At 64.5% G+C, this 18,537-nt stretch carries 17 protein-coding genes; 12 read left to right on the forward strand and 5 right to left on the reverse strand.

Translation table 11 applies throughout. The annotated features are described in order from the left end of the window. The first annotated feature begins 236 nt into the window (after positions 1–236). Positions 237–1,073, forward strand: coding sequence for an invasion associated locus B family protein (locus QA645_RS21680; RefSeq protein ID WP_283052965.1), 837 nt, complete (start codon positions 237–239; stop codon positions 1,071–1,073). Positions 1,074–1,150: 77 nt separating this feature from the next. Here QA645_RS21680 and hspQ read toward each other — a convergent pair whose 3' ends face one another. Then, the gene (gene hspQ / locus QA645_RS21685) at positions 1,151–1,483 is read right to left on the reverse strand and encodes a heat shock protein HspQ (protein ID WP_018317973.1); all 333 of its coding nucleotides are present in this window, start codon (positions 1,481–1,483) and stop codon (positions 1,151–1,153) included. A gap of 106 nt (positions 1,484–1,589) precedes the next feature. Between hspQ and QA645_RS21690 the strand changes: the two genes are divergently transcribed. After that, entirely contained in the window at positions 1,590–2,543 is a 954-nt protein-coding gene (locus QA645_RS21690; protein ID WP_254193768.1) for an AEC family transporter, read from the forward strand. A 3-nt stretch (positions 2,544–2,546) separates the two neighbouring features. Here QA645_RS21690 and QA645_RS21695 read toward each other — a convergent pair whose 3' ends face one another. Next, complete coding sequence (locus tag QA645_RS21695) at positions 2,547–3,731, reverse strand: UbiH/UbiF family hydroxylase (protein ID WP_283052973.1); 1,185 nt, start codon at positions 3,729–3,731, stop codon at positions 2,547–2,549. A gap of 128 nt (positions 3,732–3,859) precedes the next feature. On the opposite strand from QA645_RS21695, the gene pcsA reads away from it, so the two are divergent. From pcsA to QA645_RS21710, 3 genes are all read left to right on the forward strand, one after another. Further along, the gene (pcsA, locus tag QA645_RS21700; RefSeq protein WP_254131539.1) at positions 3,860–4,597 is read left to right on the forward strand and encodes a phosphatidylcholine synthase; all 738 of its coding nucleotides are present in this window, start codon (positions 3,860–3,862) and stop codon (positions 4,595–4,597) included. Beyond that, complete coding sequence (locus QA645_RS21705) at positions 4,594–5,328, forward strand: TerC family protein (RefSeq protein ID WP_283052974.1); 735 nt, start codon at positions 4,594–4,596, stop codon at positions 5,326–5,328. The genes pcsA and QA645_RS21705 overlap by 4 nt, the downstream gene beginning before the upstream one ends. Positions 5,329–5,403: 75 nt before the next feature. Then, positions 5,404–6,378, forward strand: a complete 975-nt coding sequence (locus tag QA645_RS21710; protein ID WP_283052975.1) for a quinone oxidoreductase — start codon at positions 5,404–5,406, stop codon at positions 6,376–6,378. A gap of 121 nt (positions 6,379–6,499) precedes the next feature. Here the strand turns inward: QA645_RS21710 and QA645_RS21715 are convergent, their stop codons facing one another. Further along, positions 6,500–7,696: an acetylornithine transaminase gene (locus tag QA645_RS21715; RefSeq protein ID WP_283052977.1), complete on the reverse strand. Its 1,197-nt coding sequence runs from the start codon at positions 7,694–7,696 to the stop codon at positions 6,500–6,502. A 256-nt stretch (positions 7,697–7,952) separates the two neighbouring features. Beyond that, the gene (locus QA645_RS21720; protein WP_283052978.1) at positions 7,953–9,098 is read right to left on the reverse strand and encodes a tetratricopeptide repeat protein; all 1,146 of its coding nucleotides are present in this window, start codon (positions 9,096–9,098) and stop codon (positions 7,953–7,955) included. A 123-nt stretch (positions 9,099–9,221) separates the two neighbouring features. On the opposite strand from QA645_RS21720, the gene QA645_RS21725 reads away from it, so the two are divergent. Continuing rightward, on the forward strand, positions 9,222–10,163 hold the full coding sequence (locus QA645_RS21725; RefSeq protein ID WP_254131534.1) for a hypothetical protein: 942 nt from the start codon (positions 9,222–9,224) through the stop codon (positions 10,161–10,163). Positions 10,164–10,263: 100 nt separating this feature from the next. On the opposite strand, the gene rimO is transcribed toward QA645_RS21725, so the two are convergent. After that, a complete protein-coding gene (gene rimO / locus QA645_RS21730; protein WP_283052979.1) occupies positions 10,264–11,589 on the reverse strand; it encodes a 30S ribosomal protein S12 methylthiotransferase RimO in 1,326 nt (441 codons plus the stop codon). 112 nt (positions 11,590–11,701) lie between these two features. Between rimO and QA645_RS21735 the strand changes: the two genes are divergently transcribed. The 6 genes from QA645_RS21735 (at position 11,702) to QA645_RS21760 (ending at position 18,511) form a co-directional block, all read left to right on the forward strand. Then, positions 11,702–12,292 (forward strand): ANTAR domain-containing protein, encoded by a 591-nt coding sequence (locus tag QA645_RS21735; RefSeq protein ID WP_148772657.1) that lies wholly within the window; start codon positions 11,702–11,704, stop codon positions 12,290–12,292. After that, a complete protein-coding gene (locus QA645_RS21740; RefSeq protein WP_283052982.1) occupies positions 12,289–13,452 on the forward strand; it encodes a CmpA/NrtA family ABC transporter substrate-binding protein in 1,164 nt (387 codons plus the stop codon). The genes QA645_RS21735 and QA645_RS21740 overlap by 4 nt, the downstream gene beginning before the upstream one ends. 349 nt (positions 13,453–13,801) lie before the next feature. Next, on the forward strand, positions 13,802–14,632 hold the full coding sequence (locus tag QA645_RS21745; RefSeq protein WP_254131531.1) for a formate/nitrite transporter family protein: 831 nt from the start codon (positions 13,802–13,804) through the stop codon (positions 14,630–14,632). Positions 14,633–14,645: 13 nt separating this feature from the next. Continuing rightward, positions 14,646–16,442: a NirA family protein gene (locus QA645_RS21750; RefSeq protein WP_283052984.1), complete on the forward strand. Its 1,797-nt coding sequence runs from the start codon at positions 14,646–14,648 to the stop codon at positions 16,440–16,442. Further along, positions 16,439–18,052 carry a sulfite reductase subunit alpha gene (locus QA645_RS21755; RefSeq protein WP_283052986.1) on the forward strand — a complete coding sequence of 538 codons (1,614 nt, stop codon included), beginning with the start codon at positions 16,439–16,441 and terminating at the stop codon, positions 18,050–18,052. Before QA645_RS21750 ends, QA645_RS21755 begins: the two co-directional genes overlap by 4 nt. A 306-nt stretch (positions 18,053–18,358) precedes the next feature. Then, positions 18,359–18,511 (forward strand): hypothetical protein, encoded by a 153-nt coding sequence (locus tag QA645_RS21760; protein WP_187434626.1) that lies wholly within the window; start codon positions 18,359–18,361, stop codon positions 18,509–18,511. The last annotated feature ends 26 nt before the right edge of the window (positions 18,512–18,537 follow it).

An 18,537-nucleotide genomic window follows, 5' to 3' on the forward strand; every position in this document is an offset into this window, starting at 1 on the left:
TCAGGAGCTGAATCCTATCACAGGGATTTCACTGAGCGCCTGCCCGGAAGTGGGCAAAGACGCTTGTCGGCATTGATCTTTCCGTCGACCGCGTTAAGAAGGCACGCAATCGCGCACGAGCGCCGAGCCCGTCACTTATCTGCCTCAATTGACGGGGAGAGAGCCGCGCCCAAGGCGGCTTGGTTCGGCGTTTCGGAGCGGTTCGGGCACTTCCCGTTCAGAAAGGGTTTTCTGCAATGAATTTCCGTTATTTGGCCGCGTCCGTCCGGCCGCGCGGGCGAGTTCTCGCCCTGTTGACGGCGACGGCGTTGGTCGTCCCGTTTGCTGCGGAGGCGCAGACCCCCGCGCCGGCCCCGGGCGCGCCCGCCGCGCCGAAGGCTGCCCCGAAAGCCGCTCCCAAGGCTGCCCCCAAGGCGCCAGCTGCGGCTCCCGCGCCGGCTCCCCAGGCCCAGCAGCCCCCGGCCCAGCAGGGCGCTCCGGCGGCGCAGGGCGCTCAGCCCGCGGATCAGCAGATCCAGCTGATCTACGCCCCCTGGACCAAGTTCTGCCTGAAGGGCCAGGACGCCAACGCCAAGCAGGTCTGCTTCACCGGCAAGGACGGCCGCATCGAATCGGGCCAGCCTGTCATCGCGGCCGTGATCATCGAGCCGGAAGGCGAGCCCAAGAAGATCCTGCGCGTGACGCTGCCGCTCGGCATGCAGCTCGTGCACGGCACCCGCGTCATCGTCGACAACAATCCGCCGCTGCAGAGCCCGTATGTGATCTGCTTCCAGAACGGCTGTATGTCGGATTACGAGGCGACGCCCGAGCTTCTCGCCAACATGAAGAAGGGCCAGAACCTCGTGGTGCAGGCGATCAACGCCAACGGTGCGCCGCTGACCCTGCCGCTGCCGCTCACCGGCGAATTCCAGAAGGCCTATGACGGTCCGCCGACCGATCCGAAGGTGTTCGAGGAAACCCAGAAGAAGCTCCAGGAAGAGCTTCAGAAGAAGGCTGACGAGCAGCGCAAGAAGCTCGAGCAGAACGGCGGCGCGCCTGGTGCACCCAGTGCAGCTCCGGCGGGTCAGAAGTAATCGGGACCAAATCCCGGACATGAAAAAGGCGCTCGGTTCGAGCGCCTTTTTTGCTGGCCGCTTGTCGGCGGAGAAATTCAGTTCAGTGAAGGATTGCGCGGGCGGTAGCCGCCATCCTTGTTCTTGATGAAGATCTCGGCGACCTGGGAATGTCGGATCGGCTCGCCGGATTCGTCGGGCAGGAGGTTCTGCTCGGACACATAGGCAACGTACTCGGACTCCGCGTTCTCCGCGAGCAGATGATAGAACGGCTGATCCTTGTGAGGCCGCACCTCTTCAGGGATCGACAGCCACCACTCCTCGGTGTTGTTGAATTCCGGATCGATGTCGAAAATCACCCCCCGGAACGAGAAGATCCGGTGGCGAACGACCTGTCCGATCTGGAATTTGGCGGTCCGCGCTTTAATCATTCCCCGTCGATAGACCAGGATTGTGGCCGATGCTAGTGCCCTGATCTGGAATTAGCCCGCGGTTGCGCGGGAGATAACCCCCAGGTCTTCAGAAGTCACTTCATCAATGGTCGATATCCTCAATCTGGCGCTACCTTATTTCGGCTTGATCTTCGTCGGTTTCGCCTGCGGCAAGGCCAAGTCGCTGCCAGAATCGGGCCTCGCCTGGATGAACTTCTTCCTGCTCTACGTGTCGCTGCCGGCGCTGCTGTTCGCGATCATGTCGAAGACGCCATTTTCGGAATTGAACAATCCGCCGTTCCTGGTTGCGACCACGCTGTCGACGGTTACCGCGTTCACGCTGGCGCTGGTCGTCGGCAAGGTGCTCGGCGGCCTGACACTGCGTGAGGCGACACTGGCGGGTCTCTCCGGCGGCTACGGCAATATCGGCTACATGGGGCCAGGATTGGCGCTGGCCGTGCTTGGGCCGAGGGCATCGGCGCCGACTGCGCTGATCTTCTGCTGCGACAGCATCTTCCTGTTCACGATCGTGCCGCTGCTGATCGAGCTGTCGGACCGCGATCATCCCTCGATCGTGCATGCCTTCGGTGTCGTGCTGAAACAGATCGTGCTCAACCCGTTGATCATGTCTGCCTGCTTTGGCGCAGCCGTCGCCGCGCTCCATATCGAGCTGCCGGTGGCGCTCGACCGCACCATCATCTTCCTCCAGAACGCCGCAGCGCCGACTGCGTTGTTCGTGCTCGGCGTGACGGTGGCGCTGCGGCCGTTCGACCGCGTGCCCTGGGAAGTGCCGGGCGTCATCGCCGTCAAGCTCCTGATCCATCCGCTCGCGGCGTTTGGCCTGATGCTGGCGTTCGGTCCGTTCGCGCAGCCCTGGGCCGCGACTGCGATCCTGATGGCCTCGCTGCCCCCGGCGCTGAATGTGTTCGTGATTGCCCGCCAGAACGATGCCTGGATCGAATCCGCCTCCGTCGCCGTGCTGCTCGGGACGTTCGCATCCGTGGTCACGCTGACCACCGTGATGTGGTTGCTGCAGACCGGCCGGCTGGTGTTTCCGTGAACGCTACTTCCGCCAGGTCGGTGTCAGCCCTTCGCGCATGGCAAAACGCCGGAGCGGGCCGATGGCGCCGAGCAAGTGCATGCCGACGGCGCGGACCGGCTGGAGCGGCAGGAAATCGTTGAGCAGCGAGCGATTGGCGATGTCGATCGCAAAGGTCCGGCTCAGAATGTCCGGACGCCGCGCCCGGTCGTAGCGTTTGAGCACGTCGGCTGCGCCGGGATCCTGGCCGGCGGCGATGGCTTCGCCGGCGAGCCTCGCAATGTCGGCGGCATCCCGCAGTCCGAGATTGAGGCCTTGGGCACCGATCGGGGGAACCACATGGGCGGCTTCACCGACCAGCGCGATGCGGTCGCGCGCGAAGGAGTTTGGTCGTTCGATCGCCAGCGGGAACAGGTTGCGGCCGGGCTCGACCGTCATCCGGCCGAGGATGGAATGCGACTGTTTCTCGATCGCCGCGGAGAGCTCTTCGTCGCTCAGGGAGCGAAGCCGTTCGGCCTCCGCAGGCGCCGAGACCCAGACGATGCTGGAGCGGTTGCCGGGCAGGGGCACGAACACGCAGGGGCCGTGCGGGGTGTGGAACTCGGTCGAGACGTTGCGATGCGGCCGGGCATGGCTGACGTTGAAGGTCAGCGCCGTCTGCGTCAGGTCGCGCCGCGTCACCGCAATCCCGGCGGCCTCCCGGCACAGCGAGTGCCGGCCGTCGGCGCCGACCACGAGCCGCGCGGACAGGAATTGTCCGGACGCCGTGCGGATTGCGACGTCATCGGCTTCGATGACGACGTTCTCTGCCTCGTCGTCGAAACGGACGAGGTTGGGCAACTCGGCCGCGCGCGCCTCGAGCGTCAGCATCAGCGAGCGGTTGTCGATGTTGTAGCCGAACGCCTCGAGCGCGATCTCATGACAGGAGAACCGGACCTCGGGGCTGCGGAACAGCCGCCCGGTGTCGTCGACGAGGCGCATGACCTCGAGGCCGGCCGCCTTGTCCTTGCAGCGGGACCAGACATCGAGGCTTTCCAGGAGGTCGACGGAGGCACCCAGCAGCGCGGTGGTGCGGTTGTCGGCATAGGGCAGGCGCCGCGCCACCAGCGCGGTCCGCGCACCGGCCTGCGCCAGTGCAATTCCTGCCGCAAGGCCGGCCGGTCCGCCGCCGATAATGGCCGCGTCAAAGAGCGTGGATGCGTCTGTCATGGAACGACATTTGACACGCCCCGCGACAAATTCAAGCCCACCTATTTTGCCTGCTTTTATGACGAATTGCGCGACCCAATGCCGCGACGGCGGATGTGCAAATCGGTCCCGTTCTGGTAGCAGAAGCCATGGAAACTCAGATCGACAGCCAAGAGGATTCCCTCAAGCCGACGCCCGCGATCCGGGCCGCGGCTTTTTCGGTGCACATCTTCACCGCCTTCGGCGCGGCGATCGCGCTATTGGCGATGCTGGAGGCGGTGCGCGAGCACTGGGCGGCGATGTTCGGCTGGCTCGGCGTCGCCCTGATCATCGACGCGATCGACGGGCCGATCGCGCGCCGGCTCGACGTCAAGAACGTGCAGCCGAACTGGTCGGGCGACGTGCTCGACCTCGTGGTCGACTTCGTCACCTACGTCTTCGTGCCGGCCTATGCGATCGTGGCGAGCGGCCTGTTGCTGCCGGTGGCGGCGCCCTTGCTCGGCATCGCCATCATCGTCACTAGCGCATTATACTTCGCCGATCTGCGCATGAAGGCCGATGACAATCATTTCCGCGGCTTTCCGGCGCTGTGGAATGCGGCGGCGTTCTATCTGTTCCTGCTGCACTGGCCGCCGCTGTCGTCGACGCTGCTGGTCGCGGCGCTGGTGGTGCTGACTTTCGTGCCGTTCCACGTTCTGCATCCGGTTCGTGTGGTGCGGCTGCGCTGGCTGACGATGTCGCTGATTGCGGTCTGGTCGCTGCTCGGGCTCTACGCGCTGGAGATGGATTTTCGCGTCGGCACCGGCGTGACGGTTGCGCTCTGCGCGATCGCGCTCTGGATCGCGTTCAGCGATGCGCTGATCCGCCTCGCAAGGTCCTTCGCATGATGCATCTGCTGACCAGCCCGGAGGCCTGGGCCGCGCTGCTGACCTTGACCTCGCTCGAGATCGTGCTCGGCATCGACAACGTCATCTTCCTGTCGGTGATCGTCTCGCGCATCCCCGAGCCGCAGGCCCATCGCGCCCGCCAGATCGGGCTGGCGCTGGCGCTGGTGTTCCGCATCATTTTGCTCAGCGTGCTGGTCTGGCTGATCGGCCTGACCGCGCCGGTGTTGTCGTTCTCCGGCTATGACTTCTCCTGGCGCGACCTGATCCTGATCGGCGGCGGCCTGTTCCTGATCGCGAAGGCGACGCACGAGATCCACGCCGAGGTCGAGGCCGATGACGGCGACGGGAAGAAGCAATCCGGCGGCAGCGCCTTCTTCTGGGTGATCGTCCAGATCATCGTCATCGACATCGTGTTCTCGCTGGACTCGATCATCACCGCGATCGGCATGGCGCAGGACCTCGAGATCATGATCGCCGCCGTCGTGATCGCGTGCCTGGTCATGTACATTTCGTCGGGACCGGTGGCGCGATTCGTCGCGGAGCATCCGACCACGAAAATGCTGGCGCTGGCGTTCCTGGTGCTGATCGGCGTCGCACTGGTTGCGGATGGATTCAAATTCCACATTCCGCGCGGCTACATCTATTTCGCAATTGCGTTCTCGGCGGCGGTCGAGTTCTTCAATGTGCTGGCGAAGCGTAACCGCAGGAGGGCCAGCAAGCCGTCCGTCTAGCCGCTCCAATTTGGGTCGAGTTGACAAGGCAGGCGCTATGTCTTTCGCTGGCCTTGGAGAAGAGGAGGTCAGGTGATGACCAAAGCCGTCCGTGTGCACAAGGTCGGAGGCCCCGAAGCACTGGTCTATGAGAGCGTCGACGTTCCGGCGCCGGGACCCGGCGAGGTGCGCATCCGCCAGCATGCGGTCGGGCTGAACTTCATCGACGTCTATTACCGCACCGGCCTCTACAAGGCGCCGGAGCTGCCCTTCATTGCCGGCAACGAGGCTTCGGGCGAGGTCTTGGCCGTCGGGCCCGGCGTGACGAATTTCCATCCCGGCGACCGCGTCGCCTACTACCACAACCTAGGCGCGTATGCGAGCGAGCGCAACATCTCCTGGGAGAAGCTGGTCAAGCTGCCCGACCACATCACCCACGAGCAGGGCGCCGTGCTGATGCTCAAGGGACTGACCGTCTGGTACCTCCTGCACAAGACCTTCAAGGTCGAACCGCATCATCGCGTGCTGATCCATGCCGCTGCCGGCGGGATCGGACTGCTCGCCTGCCAATGGGCGAGGGCGCTGGGGGCCCATGTCATCGGCACCGTCGGGTCGCGCGAGAAGGCCGAACTTGCCGAGGCCAATGGCTGCGACCACGTCGTCCTCTACAACGAGGAGGACTTCGTCGCGCGCGTCAAACAGATCAGCCGCAACGAGGGCTGCGACGTCGTCTATGACGGTGTCGGCAAGGCGACCTTCCCCGGCTCGCTGTCGTGCCTGAAGCCGCGCGGCATGTTCGTTTCGTTCGGCAATGCCTCAGGTCCGGTGCCGCCGTTCTCGATCGCCGAGCTGAACAATCACGGCTCGCTGTTTGCCACCCGGCCGAAGCTCAACGACTACATCGGCACGCGCAAGGAATTGCTGGAAGGCGCCGACACGCTGTTTTCCGCCGTCATCAACGGCAAGCTCCACGTGCCGATCAATCACGCCTATGCGCTGAAGGATGTGGCGAAGGCGCACATCGATCTCGAGAGCCGCAAGACGACCGGGGCGTCGATCCTGAAGCCGTAACTCGCCGTCACGGTCGAGATCTCGTAGGGTGGGCAAAGGCGCGCATCGCCGTGCCCACGATCTCATCACAATAGAGAAAACGTGGGCACGCTTCGCTTTGCCCACCCTACGGCACCTTCACTTACGCGACGCATCTCGCCGCGCCAGCCTTGGTCAAGATCCCGTCGAGGCAATCGATCATTTCGGCTATCTCTGCCTTCGTGACGTTCAGCGCCGGCATGAAGCGTAGCGTGTCGAGCTGCGGGGCGTTGAGGAGCACGCCGGCTTCGAACGCCTGCGCGACGATGCCGGGCGCGATCGGCAACTTGAGGTCGAGCGCGAGCAGCAGCCCGCGTCCCCGCACGCCGCCGAGGCCATGCCGGGCCGAGACTTTTTGCAGCTCGCTTTCGAGCAGCAGGCCGGTCTCGCCCACCTGCTTCAGGAACGCCGGCTTGCTGACTTCGTCGAGGACCGCAAGGCCGGCCGCGCACATCACCGGATTGCCGTTGAACGTGCCGCCCTGGTCGCCGTGCTCGAAGCAGGAGGCGCGTTCGGTCGCAAGCAGCGCTGCGAGCGGCACGCCGCCGCCGATGCCCTTGCCGAGCGTCATGATATCGGGCGCGATGCCGGTGTGCTCATAGTGGAAGAGCTTTCCGGTCCGGCCCATGCCGGTCTGGATCTCGTCGAAAATCAGCAGCAGCCCGTGCGCCTCCGTGAGTGCACGCAGCTCCCGCAGGAACGCATCGGTCGCCGGCCACACACCGGATTCGCCCTGGATCGGCTCGAGCATCACCGCAACGGTGTTGCTGCCGATCAGCTTCTCGACCGAGGCAATGTCGTTGAGTTTTGCCTTCTTGAAGCCGGCGACCTTCGGCTCGAACAGCGGCTCGAACGCCTTCTTGCCCGAGGCCGACATCGTCGCCAGCGTTCTCCCGTGGAAGCCGCCTTCGAACGTGATGATCTCGAACGCGCCGCTCTTGTGCAGGCTGCCATATTTTCGCGCGAGCTTGATCGCGCCCTCATTGGCCTCTGCACCCGAATTGGCGAAGAACACCTGGTCGAACGCACTGTTCTCGACCAGCGCCTGCGCCAGCTTGAGGCTCGGCTCGTTGTAGAAGGCCGGGCTCGGCGTGAGCAAGCGCTTGGCCTGCGACGCCAGCGCATCCGCAACCGCCGGCGGAGAGTGGCCGAGGCAGTTCACGGCCCAGCCCTGCACGAAGTCGAGGTAGCGCTTGCGGCTGTCGTCCCAGAGGTATGAGCCGGCGCCACGGACGAACACGGCCTTGGGCCGTGCGGTGATGTCCATCAGCGCGTCATACGGATGGGTGGCGGTGGTCATGTCGAACTCCTCTGGAGATAGCCAAGATCTTTTGGGGGGCGGATGAAAAAGGGACGCGAAAAGCAAGAAGGCCGCACTTTGCGGGTGCGGCCTTCTCGAAAACTATGCTGAATTTACTGGTTCAGCGGCGTCGTCGGACATGGCGCAACCCATCATCGTCGCGGGAGCGACGACGCATGGCTTGGCGCAGATGGGTCCGGGAATTGATCATGGGGCGGGTCCCTACAGCCGAACGGCAGGGCTTGTCAAGCGGGACCTACTGAACGCCGTAGGGTGCAAACGTATCGGCGATGCCGGCATTGATCGCTTTCGCCGCCGCGATGTCGCGGGCTGCGCCGTCGGCATCCCCCTTCTTGCGCTTCGCCAGCCCGCGGCCATAGAGCGAGTTGTCGAGCCCCGGCTTCGCACTCAGCACCGCGTCGTAATCGGCGATCGCCGCGTCGAGATTGCCGAGCTTGAGGAAGGTGAGGGCGCGGCTGTCCAGCGTGTAGGGATCGTTCGGGCGCATCTTGAGCGCCTGATCGCAATCGGCGAGCGCCTCCTGCAACTGCCCGAGGATCGCGTGCGTCATGCAGCGTGCGTTGAACACACCGGAATATCCTGGATTGGCCTTGATCGAGCGATCATAGTCCTCCAGCGCCCGCGCATAGTCGTGGTCGTCGAAATACATGTCGGCGCGCGCATAGGCGTCGCGGTCGTTGTTCGGGTTGAGTGCGATCGACTTGCCGAAATCGGCCAGCGCGCGCGGGCGGTCGCCCTTGTCGCGGAAGATGCGCGCGCGATTGCCGTAAGCCGGGCCGTAATTGGGGTCGAGCTTGATCGACATGTCGAGATCGGCGAGCGCGCGTTCGGCCTCGTGATGTTCGCGCAAGGTGCTGCCGCGATTGAAATAGGCCAGCGCAAATTTCGGGTTGAGCTTGATGGCCCGGTCGTAGTCCGCCATTGCGCGCTCGTAGTCGTTCTTGGCGATGCGGGAGTTTCCGCGGTTGTTGTAGTAGCGCGCATCGTCGGGCTCGAGCTGGATCGCGCGCGTGTAATCGGCGATGGCGTGATCGCGGTCTCCGAGATCGTCATAGGCGATGCCGCGATTGTACCAGGCGAGGACGTCGTTCGGATCGAGATCGAGGGCGCGGTTGAGATCGGCGACGGCGCGCTCCGAATCACCCTTGCGCCGATAGGTTTCGCCGCGATTGGCAAGCGCGGCCGCATTCGACGGGTTGGACTTCAGCACGACGGTGCATCCGTCCATGCGCTGGTCGTCGCTGACCTTGTCGTCCTTGGCGAAGCACCATTGGCGCGCCTGTGAAGCCGAGAGGGATTGCGCCGCCGCCGGGAACGTGAGCAAAGTCAATGCCGCGGCGATCGTGCACAGGCAGGTCCGGATCTTGTGATTGTGTTTCATTTTTGCCGCGCAGAAACCAACAAGCCTCTAGCGCGTTTGTGATCTCGGAACGCGAATTGGTTCGAACCTGACGCAAATCGGGACAGACCAACGGGTACGGGACCAACCAGATAGTTTTCAGCCTTGTCCGACACGCCTTATCCGATCGACCTCGACAGCATTCGCGGCGCCTTTCCGCCGGGCATCGAGGCGCCGCCTTTGCTGCTGGATTTTGCCGGCTGGCTGAACGGGCGCGCCTGGGGCAGCGTCGGCTGCTTCTCCCTGCAAGGCCAGTTCTCCGATCAGGCCCCGATCTTCGACGGCAGCCCCTTGCGCGACCGCTTCGCGCTGTTCATGCGCCTGCCTGACGGCTCGGCTGTCGGTGGCTGGTACGGCGCCGGCCTCGACCGTGACGATCCCCCGATCGTGGGGTTGGGCTCGGAGGGCGATTACGAGCTGCTCGCACCGTCCCTTGATGCGTTGCTGACGAAACTGACCTCGCAGCAATTCGACAAGGCCTGGCACGACCTGCGACCGCATGACGAAGTCGAGCCGCAGACCGTCGAGCTCGCGCAATGGCTCGCTCGGCGTCCGCCTGGCGAGCCGGTGCCGTGCGAGGACGTCACCTCGGAGCTGCCCGACTTCCGCGGCTTCGTCGAGAAGTGGAGCCGCGATCGCGAAGAATACTGGGCCAATCACCGCCTGATGGCCGAGCTGGGCTGGCGGCTCGCCGCACATCTGCCCAAGGGCAAGAACGCCTGGGACAAGACCCATTTCGAGGTCGCGATCGTCGGCAAGCAATACGAGGCGCGCGTCCTGTCGCGCGGACCGCAGCCGTTCGAGGAGGCCGCCTCAATCGAATCCCTGCTGCGCGACCTGCGCGAGGAGATGCGTCGCGCCCAGCCCGAGCTCGGGCTCTGGTATGCGATGAAATTCGGCCTCTATGCCGACGGCCGCGTCATGCCCAATTTCGAATACGATGGGCGCCCGATGATCGATGGCGAGCCGGCGAAACTGTCCGAGGCTCAGGCCGATCTCACCCGCGCCCCGCGTCCGGAGCGCTGGGTGCCGAAATGGCTGGCTTAACTGCATCCACATCGTCATTGCGAGCGTGGCTAAGCAATCCAGACTGTCTCCGCGGACGGATTCTGGATTGCTTCGCTACGCTCGCAATGACGCAGTAACCTCAGAACCCCGCGACGCTACCGTGCAGATCGTACTGATCCGCGCGCTCGATTTTCGCAGTGACGATCTCGCCGACACGCAACGGGCGGCGGCTCGACAGATACACCGCGCCGTCGATCTCCGGTGCATCGGCCTTGGAGCGGCCCTTGGCCACCGTCGGGCCGACCTCGTCGATGATGATCTGCTGGCGCGTGCCGACCTTGCGCTTCAGCCTGCGCGCCGAGATCTTCTGCTGGCGCGCCATCAGTGCATTGTAGCGCTCCTGCTTGATCTCCTCCGGCACGGGATTTGCGATCGCGTTCGACGTCGCGCCCGCAACCGGCTCGTATTTGAAGCAGCCGAGGCGATCGATCTCGGCTTCATCGAGCCAGTCGAGCAGATAGGCGAAGTCGGCATCGGTCTCACCGGGGAAGCCGACGATGAAGGTCGAGCGCAGAGCCAGGTCAGGACATTCTTCGCGCCAGCGCTTGATACGCGCCAGCGTCCTGTCCTGGGCTGCCGGGCGCTTCATCGCCTTCAGCACGTCAGGGCTCGCATGCTGGAACGGGATGTCGAGATAGGGCAGCACCTTGCCCTCGTTCATCAGCGCGATGACCTCGTCGACATGCGGGTACGGGTAGACGTATTGGAGGCGAACCCAGGCGCCGAGTTCGCCGAGCTCGCGGGCGAGGTCGAGGAATTTGGCGCGGACCTGGCGATCCTTCCACGGGCTCTCGGCATATTTGAGATCGACGCCATAGGCCGAGGTGTCCTGCGAGATCACCAGCAGCTCTTTCACGCCGGCGCCGACGAGACGCTCGGCCTCGCGCAGCACGTCATTGGCCGGACGCGAGACGAGATCGCCGCGCAGCTTCGGGATGATGCAGAAGGTGCAGCGGTTGTTGCAGCCCTCGGAGATCTTCAGATAGGCGTAATGGCGCGGCGTCAGCTTGATGCCCTGCGGCGGCACCAGATCGAGATGCGGATTGTGCGCCGGCGGCAGCGCGCGGTGCACGGCATCGAGCACGCTCTCATATTGCTGCGGGCCGGTGATCGAGAGCACGCCGGGATAGGCCTCCTCGATCTGCTCGGGCTCGGCGCCCATGCAGCCGGTCACGATCACCTTGCCGTTCTCGGCCATGGCCTCGCCGATCGCCGAGAGCGATTCCTGCTTGGCGCTGTCGAGGAAGCCACAGGTGTTAACGATGACGATGTCGGCACCGTCATGCTTGCGGGCGAGCTCGTAGCCCTCCGCGCGCAGGCGCGTGATGATGCGCTCGGAATCCACCAATGCCTTGGGACACCCGAGCGACACGAAGCTGACCTTGGGCGCAGCCGTCTGATCCATATCCAAATCTGCCTGATTGACGGGCTTGAGCTAGTCCCAATTGCTCATAATTACAACCCTTTGCATGGGCGTCCGGCATGCTATGGATGAATCGCCGGGTTGCGAGTGAGCTATGAGCGCCGAACAGTCGCCTAAAATCGTGATTGTCGACGAGAGCCCGATCCGGGCCGCGATCCTCGAAGAGGGGCTGCGGGAGGCCGGATTCACGCAGATCGTCCACATCCGCGAGATGCAGAGCCTGCTCGCCCGTATTTATGCGGTGGACCCCGACATCATCCTGATCGATCTCGAAAACCCCAGCCGCGACGTGCTGGAGGCGATGTTCCAGGTCAGCCGCGCCGTGCGGCGGCCGATCGCGATGTTCGTCGACCAGAGCGATTCATCCTCGATCCAGGCCTCCGTGGAGGCAGGGGTATCCGCCTACATCGTCGACGGGTTGAAGAAGGAGCGCATCAAGCCGATCCTCGACCTCTGCGTGTCGCGCTTCAACGCCTTCGCCAAGCTCCAGGAGGAGCTGGAGCGGACCAAGTCGCAGCTCGAGGACCGCAAGATCATCGAGAAGGCCAAGGGCATCCTGATGAAGGTCAAGGGCCTCACCGAGGACGAGGCCTATGTGCTGCTGCGATCCACCGCGATGCGCGAGAAGAAGAAAATCGGCGAGATCGCGCAATCGATCATCACCGCGTCGGAGATGCTGAAATGACCGCACCCCTCCGCATCGGGTTCATCCCGCTGGTCGATGCCGCCGCCCTGATCGTCGCCGTCGACAAGGGTTTTACCGCGGCCGAAGGGCTCGAAGTCGAGCTGGTGCGCGAGGTCTCCTGGTCCAACGTGCGCGACAAGTTGAACATCGGCCTGTTCGACGCCGCGCATCTGCTCGCGCCCGTGGCGATCGCGTCGTCGCTCGGGCTCGGTCACGTCAAGGTGCCGATCGCCGCGCCCTTCAATCTCGGCATCAACGGCAATGCGATTACGGTGTCGCCCGCGCTCCACGCCGCGCTGATGGAGGAGATCGATGGCGACCGCTTCGATCCGCTCGCGACCGCAAAGGCGCTGGCGAAGGTGGTGGCCAGGCGGCGCAAGGCGGGTGCCGATCCGCTGACCTTCGGCATGACCTTTCCGTTCTCGACCCACAATTATCAACTGAGGTTCTGGATGGCGGCGGCCGGCGTCGATCCCGACGAGGACGTGCGCCTGGTGGTGCTGCCGCCGCCCTATATGGTCGACAGCCTCGCCAACGGCCATGTCGACGCCTTCTGCGTCGGCGCGCCCTGGAATTCGGTCGCGGTCGATCTCGGCATCGGCCACATCCTGCATTTCGTCTCCGATATTCTGGAGCGGGCTGCAGAGAAGGTGCTGGCGGTGCGCCAGGTCTGGGCCGACAAGCATCCGGACGTGGTTGCATCGCTGGTTCGCGCCGCGGTGAAGGCGGCCGCGTTCATCGAGCAGCCGGCAAATCTGGCTGAGGCAGCACAACTCCTCGCGCAGCCCGAGCGGATTGGTGTCGACGCCGAAGTGATCCAGCGCTCGCTCACCGGGCGCCTGAAGATCGCGCCCGAGGGCGCGGTGCGCGAGAGCGGCCGCTATCTTTTGGTGGGACGCGAAGGGGCAGGGCGCCCGGATCCGGTCCAGGCCGCCTGGCTTTACGCGCAAATGGTCCGGTGGGGACAGACGGCGCTGAGCCCCGAAGCGCTCAGGACGGCGATGGCCGTGTTCCGGCCGGACCTCTATGACGCCGCCCTTGGGCGGGCTGGGGATGATCAGGCCAGCACGCCGTTCGGCGCCTTCGCCGGACCGGCCTTCGACCCCACTGACGTGGGCGGCTATCTCGCCTCTTTCGAGGTCGGACGGCGGGCGCTTTAGTCCTGCCTAAAAAATAGTCATTCTGATTCGAAGCTTATTCTTTGGGCCATTGCTGCCCGAAGCAGCATGAATTGCGATCCACTTCATGCACCGCACACAATCCTAAATCACTGATTTTACGTGTCTTTGCAGTTCATGCTGCGTTGGCACACGTCTTGAATAGGAGGTCTTGAGCCGCCCGGCGTGGGCGCCGGCGGTTCCAGGTCCATGGTGGATTTCCGCAGCAACGAAGCTGATCGGATCGCTCCGGGTTCCGGCTGGGCGCTGATGCGCCTCCAACCGGCTCCCAGCGATCAACGTCCGTTCAACCCGTTGACGCCGCCTGCGCGCGGCAAGCTGGAGCTTCGATATGGATTACGCGAAACCCTCTGACGTTGTGGCCTCGATGGTCGATGCCAGCCTGAAGAAGCTGGCGCTCGCCCCGCGCGACATCATGATCCGCGGCGCGATCTCCGGCGCGCTGCTCGGCGCCGCCACCACGCTCGCCTTCAGCGGCGCTCTCACCACCGGCCAGCCCCTTGTCGGCGCGCTGATCTTCCCGGTCAGCCTCGTGATGATCGTGCTGCTCGGTCTCGAACTCGTCACCGGCAGCTTCGCCATCGTTCCGCTGGCCCGCCTCGAAGGCAAGGCGAGCTGGAATGCGGTGATCGCCAATTGGTCCTGGGTGTTCGTCGCCAATCTGCTGGGCAGCCTCGCCTTCGGCGCGCTGATCGCGATTGCGCTCACCAACATGGGCAAGGTCGAGGTCGCCGGCGTCGCCGCCCGCATCGTCGCAGTGGCCGAAGCCAAGACCATCGGCAATGCCGCAATCGGCACCGCCGGCATGGTCTCGGTCTTCGTCAAGGCGATCCTCTGCAACTGGCTGGTCTGCCTCGGCGTCGTCATGGCGATGACCTCGACCTCGACGGTCGGCAAGATCGCCGCGACCTGGCTGCCGATCTTCCTGTTCTTCGCGCTCGGCTTCGAGCACGCCGTCGTCAACATGTTCGTCATCCCGACCGGCATGCTGCTCGGCGCCAAGGTCAGCCTCTCCGACTGGTGGCTGTGGAATCAGATCCCGGTGACGCTCGGCAATCTCGTCGGCGGCTTCGTCTTCACCGGCCTTGCGCTCTACGCGACGTACAAGCCCGCCAAGCCCACGGCCGATGTCGCGCAGGTCGCGGTCCAGGCAGCAGAGTAGGTCCATTCAGCCCATGAAACTCGATACAGCACCCACGGCCGATTTCTCCGACGAGCAGAAGCGCTATCTCGAAGGCTTCATGTCCGGCATGCAGGTCGGACGTGTCGGGCGCGCCTTCGCAGCCGGCGGCGCGCCTGCGGCCAACGCTCCGTCTGAGCCGACGGGGCCGGACGCAGCAGGGATCAAGGCGCAGGACAAGCTCACGGCGGCGGGCAAGAAGCTCGCCGACCAGGAGAAGTTCAAGCGCGAGATGCATCCGTTCGATGCGTATGATCGGTTGAAGGACCAGGCGCGCAACAACGCCAACCCGACGCCGGCGGACAATTTCCGCTGGCGCTATTACGGCATCTTCTGGGTGGCACCGGCGCAGACCTCCTACATGGCCCGCTTGCGCATTCCCAACGGCATCCTGAAGCACTGGCAGATGTCGGGCCTCGCCGACATCGCCGAAAGCTGCGGCGGCGGCTACACCCACGTCACCACCCGCGCCAACTTCCAGATCCGCGAGATCGAACCGAAGAACGCGGTGGCGCTGATCGAGGGCGTGCAGGATATCGGCCTGTGCTCGCGCGGCGCCGGCGCCGACAACATCCGCAACGTCACGGGCACGCCGACGGCCGGCATCGATCCGCAGGAACTGCTGGATACGCGTCCCTATGCGCGCGAGTGGCATTTCCACATCCTCAACGATCGCTCGCTGTTCGGCCTGCCGCGCAAGTTCAACGTTGCCTTCGACGGCGCCGGCAAGATCGCCGCGCTGGAGGAGACCAACGACATCGCCTTTACCGCGGTCGAGGTGAAGGACGGCCACGGCGTCGAGCCCGGTGTCTGGTTCAAGCTCGGCCTCGGCGGCATCACCGGCCACAAAGACTTCGCGAAATATTCCGGCATCGTCGTTCGCCCGGAAGACGCGACCGCTGTGGCCGATGCCATCGTGCGCGTCTTCATCGAGCATGGCGACCGCACCAACCGCAACAAGGCACGGCTGAAATACGTGCTGGACATCATGGGGCACGACGGCTTCCTCAAGCTGGTCGAGGAGCGGCTGAAGAAGCCGTTCGCACGCGTGCCGGCCGAGGCGCTTCTGCCGCGTCCATTGTCCGACCGCATGGCCCATATCGGCGTGCACAAGCAGAAGCAGGCCGGGCTCAATTGGGTTGGCGTGGCGCTGCCGGTCGGCAAGCTCACGTGCGAGCAGATGCGCGGGCTGGCGAAGATTTCGCAGGATCTCGGTGACGGCGATATCCGCCTGACGGTCTGGCAGAACCTGCTGATCTCTGGCGTGCGCGACGAGAGCGTCGCGCTCGTCACCGCCGCGGTCGAGAAGCTTGGCCTCGCCACGCAGGTCTCGAATGTTCGTGCCGGCCTGATCGCCTGCACCGGCAATGCCGGCTGCAAGTTCGCGGCCTCCGACACCAAGCGCCATGCCGCCGCGATCGGCGACTGGTGCGACGAGCGCATCAATCTCGACACGCCGCTCAACATCCATCTGACCGGCTGCCATCACTCCTGCGCGCAGCACTACATCTCCGACATCGGCCTGATCGCGGCCAAGGTGCCGGGTGCGACGGAGGATGACCAGGTCGAAGGCTATCACCTCTTCACCGGCGGCGGCTTCGGTCCTGATGCCGATATCGGGCAGGAGGTGTTTCAAAACCTGAAGGCCGAGGATACGCCGAAGATCGTCGAGGGGCTTTTGAAGGCCTATCTCGCCAATCGCGCCTCGCCCGAAGAGACGTTCCTCACCTTCTCACGTCGCCATGACGGTGAAGCCTTGCGCAAACTCGCCGAAGCGGAAGTAGCAGCATGACCCAGATGTCCGTGCCTCCCAAGATCGAGATCATTCCGGCCAATGCACCGTTCAGCGAGGGCCAGCGGCTGTGGCTGAACGGATTTCTCGTCGGCATGCTCGGCCTTGACGGCTCGACGGCTCTGTCGCCGATCGACAACGTGGCTTTGCTGGCGCCGCAGGGCGATGGCGATGACGGGGAGGCGCCCTGGCACGATCCCGGGATGGCGATCGCCGACCGCATGAAGCTGGCGGAGGGACGTCCGCTCCGCCGCCGTATGATGGCGGCGATGGCGCAGCAGGATTGCGGTCAGTGCGGCTACAATTGCGCCGACTATTCGGACTCGATCGCCAACAAGAGCGAAGCGCGCCTCAACCTCTGCGCCCCCGGCGGCAAGGAGACGGCGCGGATGCTCAAGCAGCTCTTCGAGGAGGTCGACAAGGCGCCGGCCGCGAAGCCTGCGGCAGGGGCGGCTGCAGCCGCGAGTGCACCGGCTGCACCGGAGGTGAAGGCCGAGCTCGGCCGTGCCCGCGAAAATCCGGCCGACGCCACCTTCCTGTCGCGGCGCCTGCTCAACAAGGGAGCTTCCGAGAAGGAGACTTATCACGTCGAGTTCGATCTCTCCGAGAGCAAGCTCGATTACGTTGTCGGCGACTCCTTTGGCGTGTTCGCGCGCAACGATCTCGGCCTCGTCGACCAGATCATCGCGCTGCTCGGGGCGTCCCACACCACCAAAGTCAACAACAAGACGCTGCGCGAAGCGCTGGTCGAGGACGTCTCACTGTCACCGGCGCCGGACAAGCTGTTCGAGCTGCTCTCCTTTATCACCGGCGGTGCGCAGCGCGAGAAGGCGCGGGCGCTGGCGCAGGGCGAGGATCCCGATGGCGATGCGGCGACGCTCGACGTGATGGCGGCGCTGCAGAAGTTCTCGGGCACGCGGCCGCATCCGGAAGCCTTCGTCGAAGCGCTGGAGCCGCTGCAGCCGCGGCTCTACTCGATCTCCTCGTCGCACAATGCGACGCCTGGAAAGCTGTCGCTGACGGTCGATTCCGTGCGCTACGTCATCGGCAAGCGCAAGCGCCTCGGCGTTGCCTCGACTTTCCTCGGCGAGCGCATCAACGAGGGCGACAAGCTCAAGGTCTATGTGCAGAAGGCACACGGTTTCGGTCTGCCGGAGGATCCGAAGATTCCGGTCATCATGATCGGCCCCGGCACCGGCATTGCGCCGTTCCGCGCCTTCCTGCTCGATCGCAAGGCGACCGGCGCGCAGGGCAAGAACTGGTTGTTCTTCGGCCATCAGCGCAGCGATTGCGATTTCTTCTACCGCGACGAGCTCAACGCGATGAAGACCTCGGGCCTTCTGACGCGTCTGTCGCTCGCCTGGTCGCGTGACGGCGAGAAGAAGTTTTACGTGCAGGACCGTATGCGCGAGCTCGGCCGCGAAGTCTGGACGTGGCTCGCCGAGGGCGCCCATCTCTACATCTGCGGCGATGCCAAGCGCATGGCCAAGGACGTCGAGCGTGCGCTGGTCGACATCGTCGCCCAGTTCGGTGCGCGCTCGACCGACGAGGCCGTCAGTTTCGTCGCCGACCTCAAGAAGAAGGGCCGCTTCCAGGCTGACGTGTACTAAGCCTCGGTGGGAGTGTCCTGAATCGCCGGCGCCGCGCAGGGCGCCGGCGGCCACGCTCTACTGTGCATGGGGTTGTTTTCGCGATTCACGTTGGACGGGACGACGCGCTGTCATCTAGCTGTCATCCAGCGGGTTCCATCTGGCTTGGATCTTAACGAATAAGATTCTCGGAACCCGGGCCTGAAGAGAATTTGCACCTGGGATGGGCCATCTTCAGAGAAGGCTCATCGCTATTTCCGCGGCCGTCTTGCCCGCCACCCCGGTCGATCCCTCATAATCCCGCAAATGGGGCGTTGGAGATCGACCATGCGCGAACTATCGGCGGAAGCCAGACTGCACTTCTACGCGCGCTCGCTCTCGCGTCGGACCGCGGCGAACGCCCATCACATCGGGCTCTACAGCGCCTTTGCCGTCATTGCCGCGATCGTGTTCGGGACGCTCTCGGTGCACCCGTTCTAGCGAGATTCAGCGGCACCTGATGTGCC

Origin of the sequence: Bradyrhizobium sp. CIAT3101 (genome assembly GCF_029714945.1) — a bacterium.
Classification (GTDB): domain Bacteria; phylum Pseudomonadota; class Alphaproteobacteria; order Rhizobiales; family Xanthobacteraceae; genus Bradyrhizobium.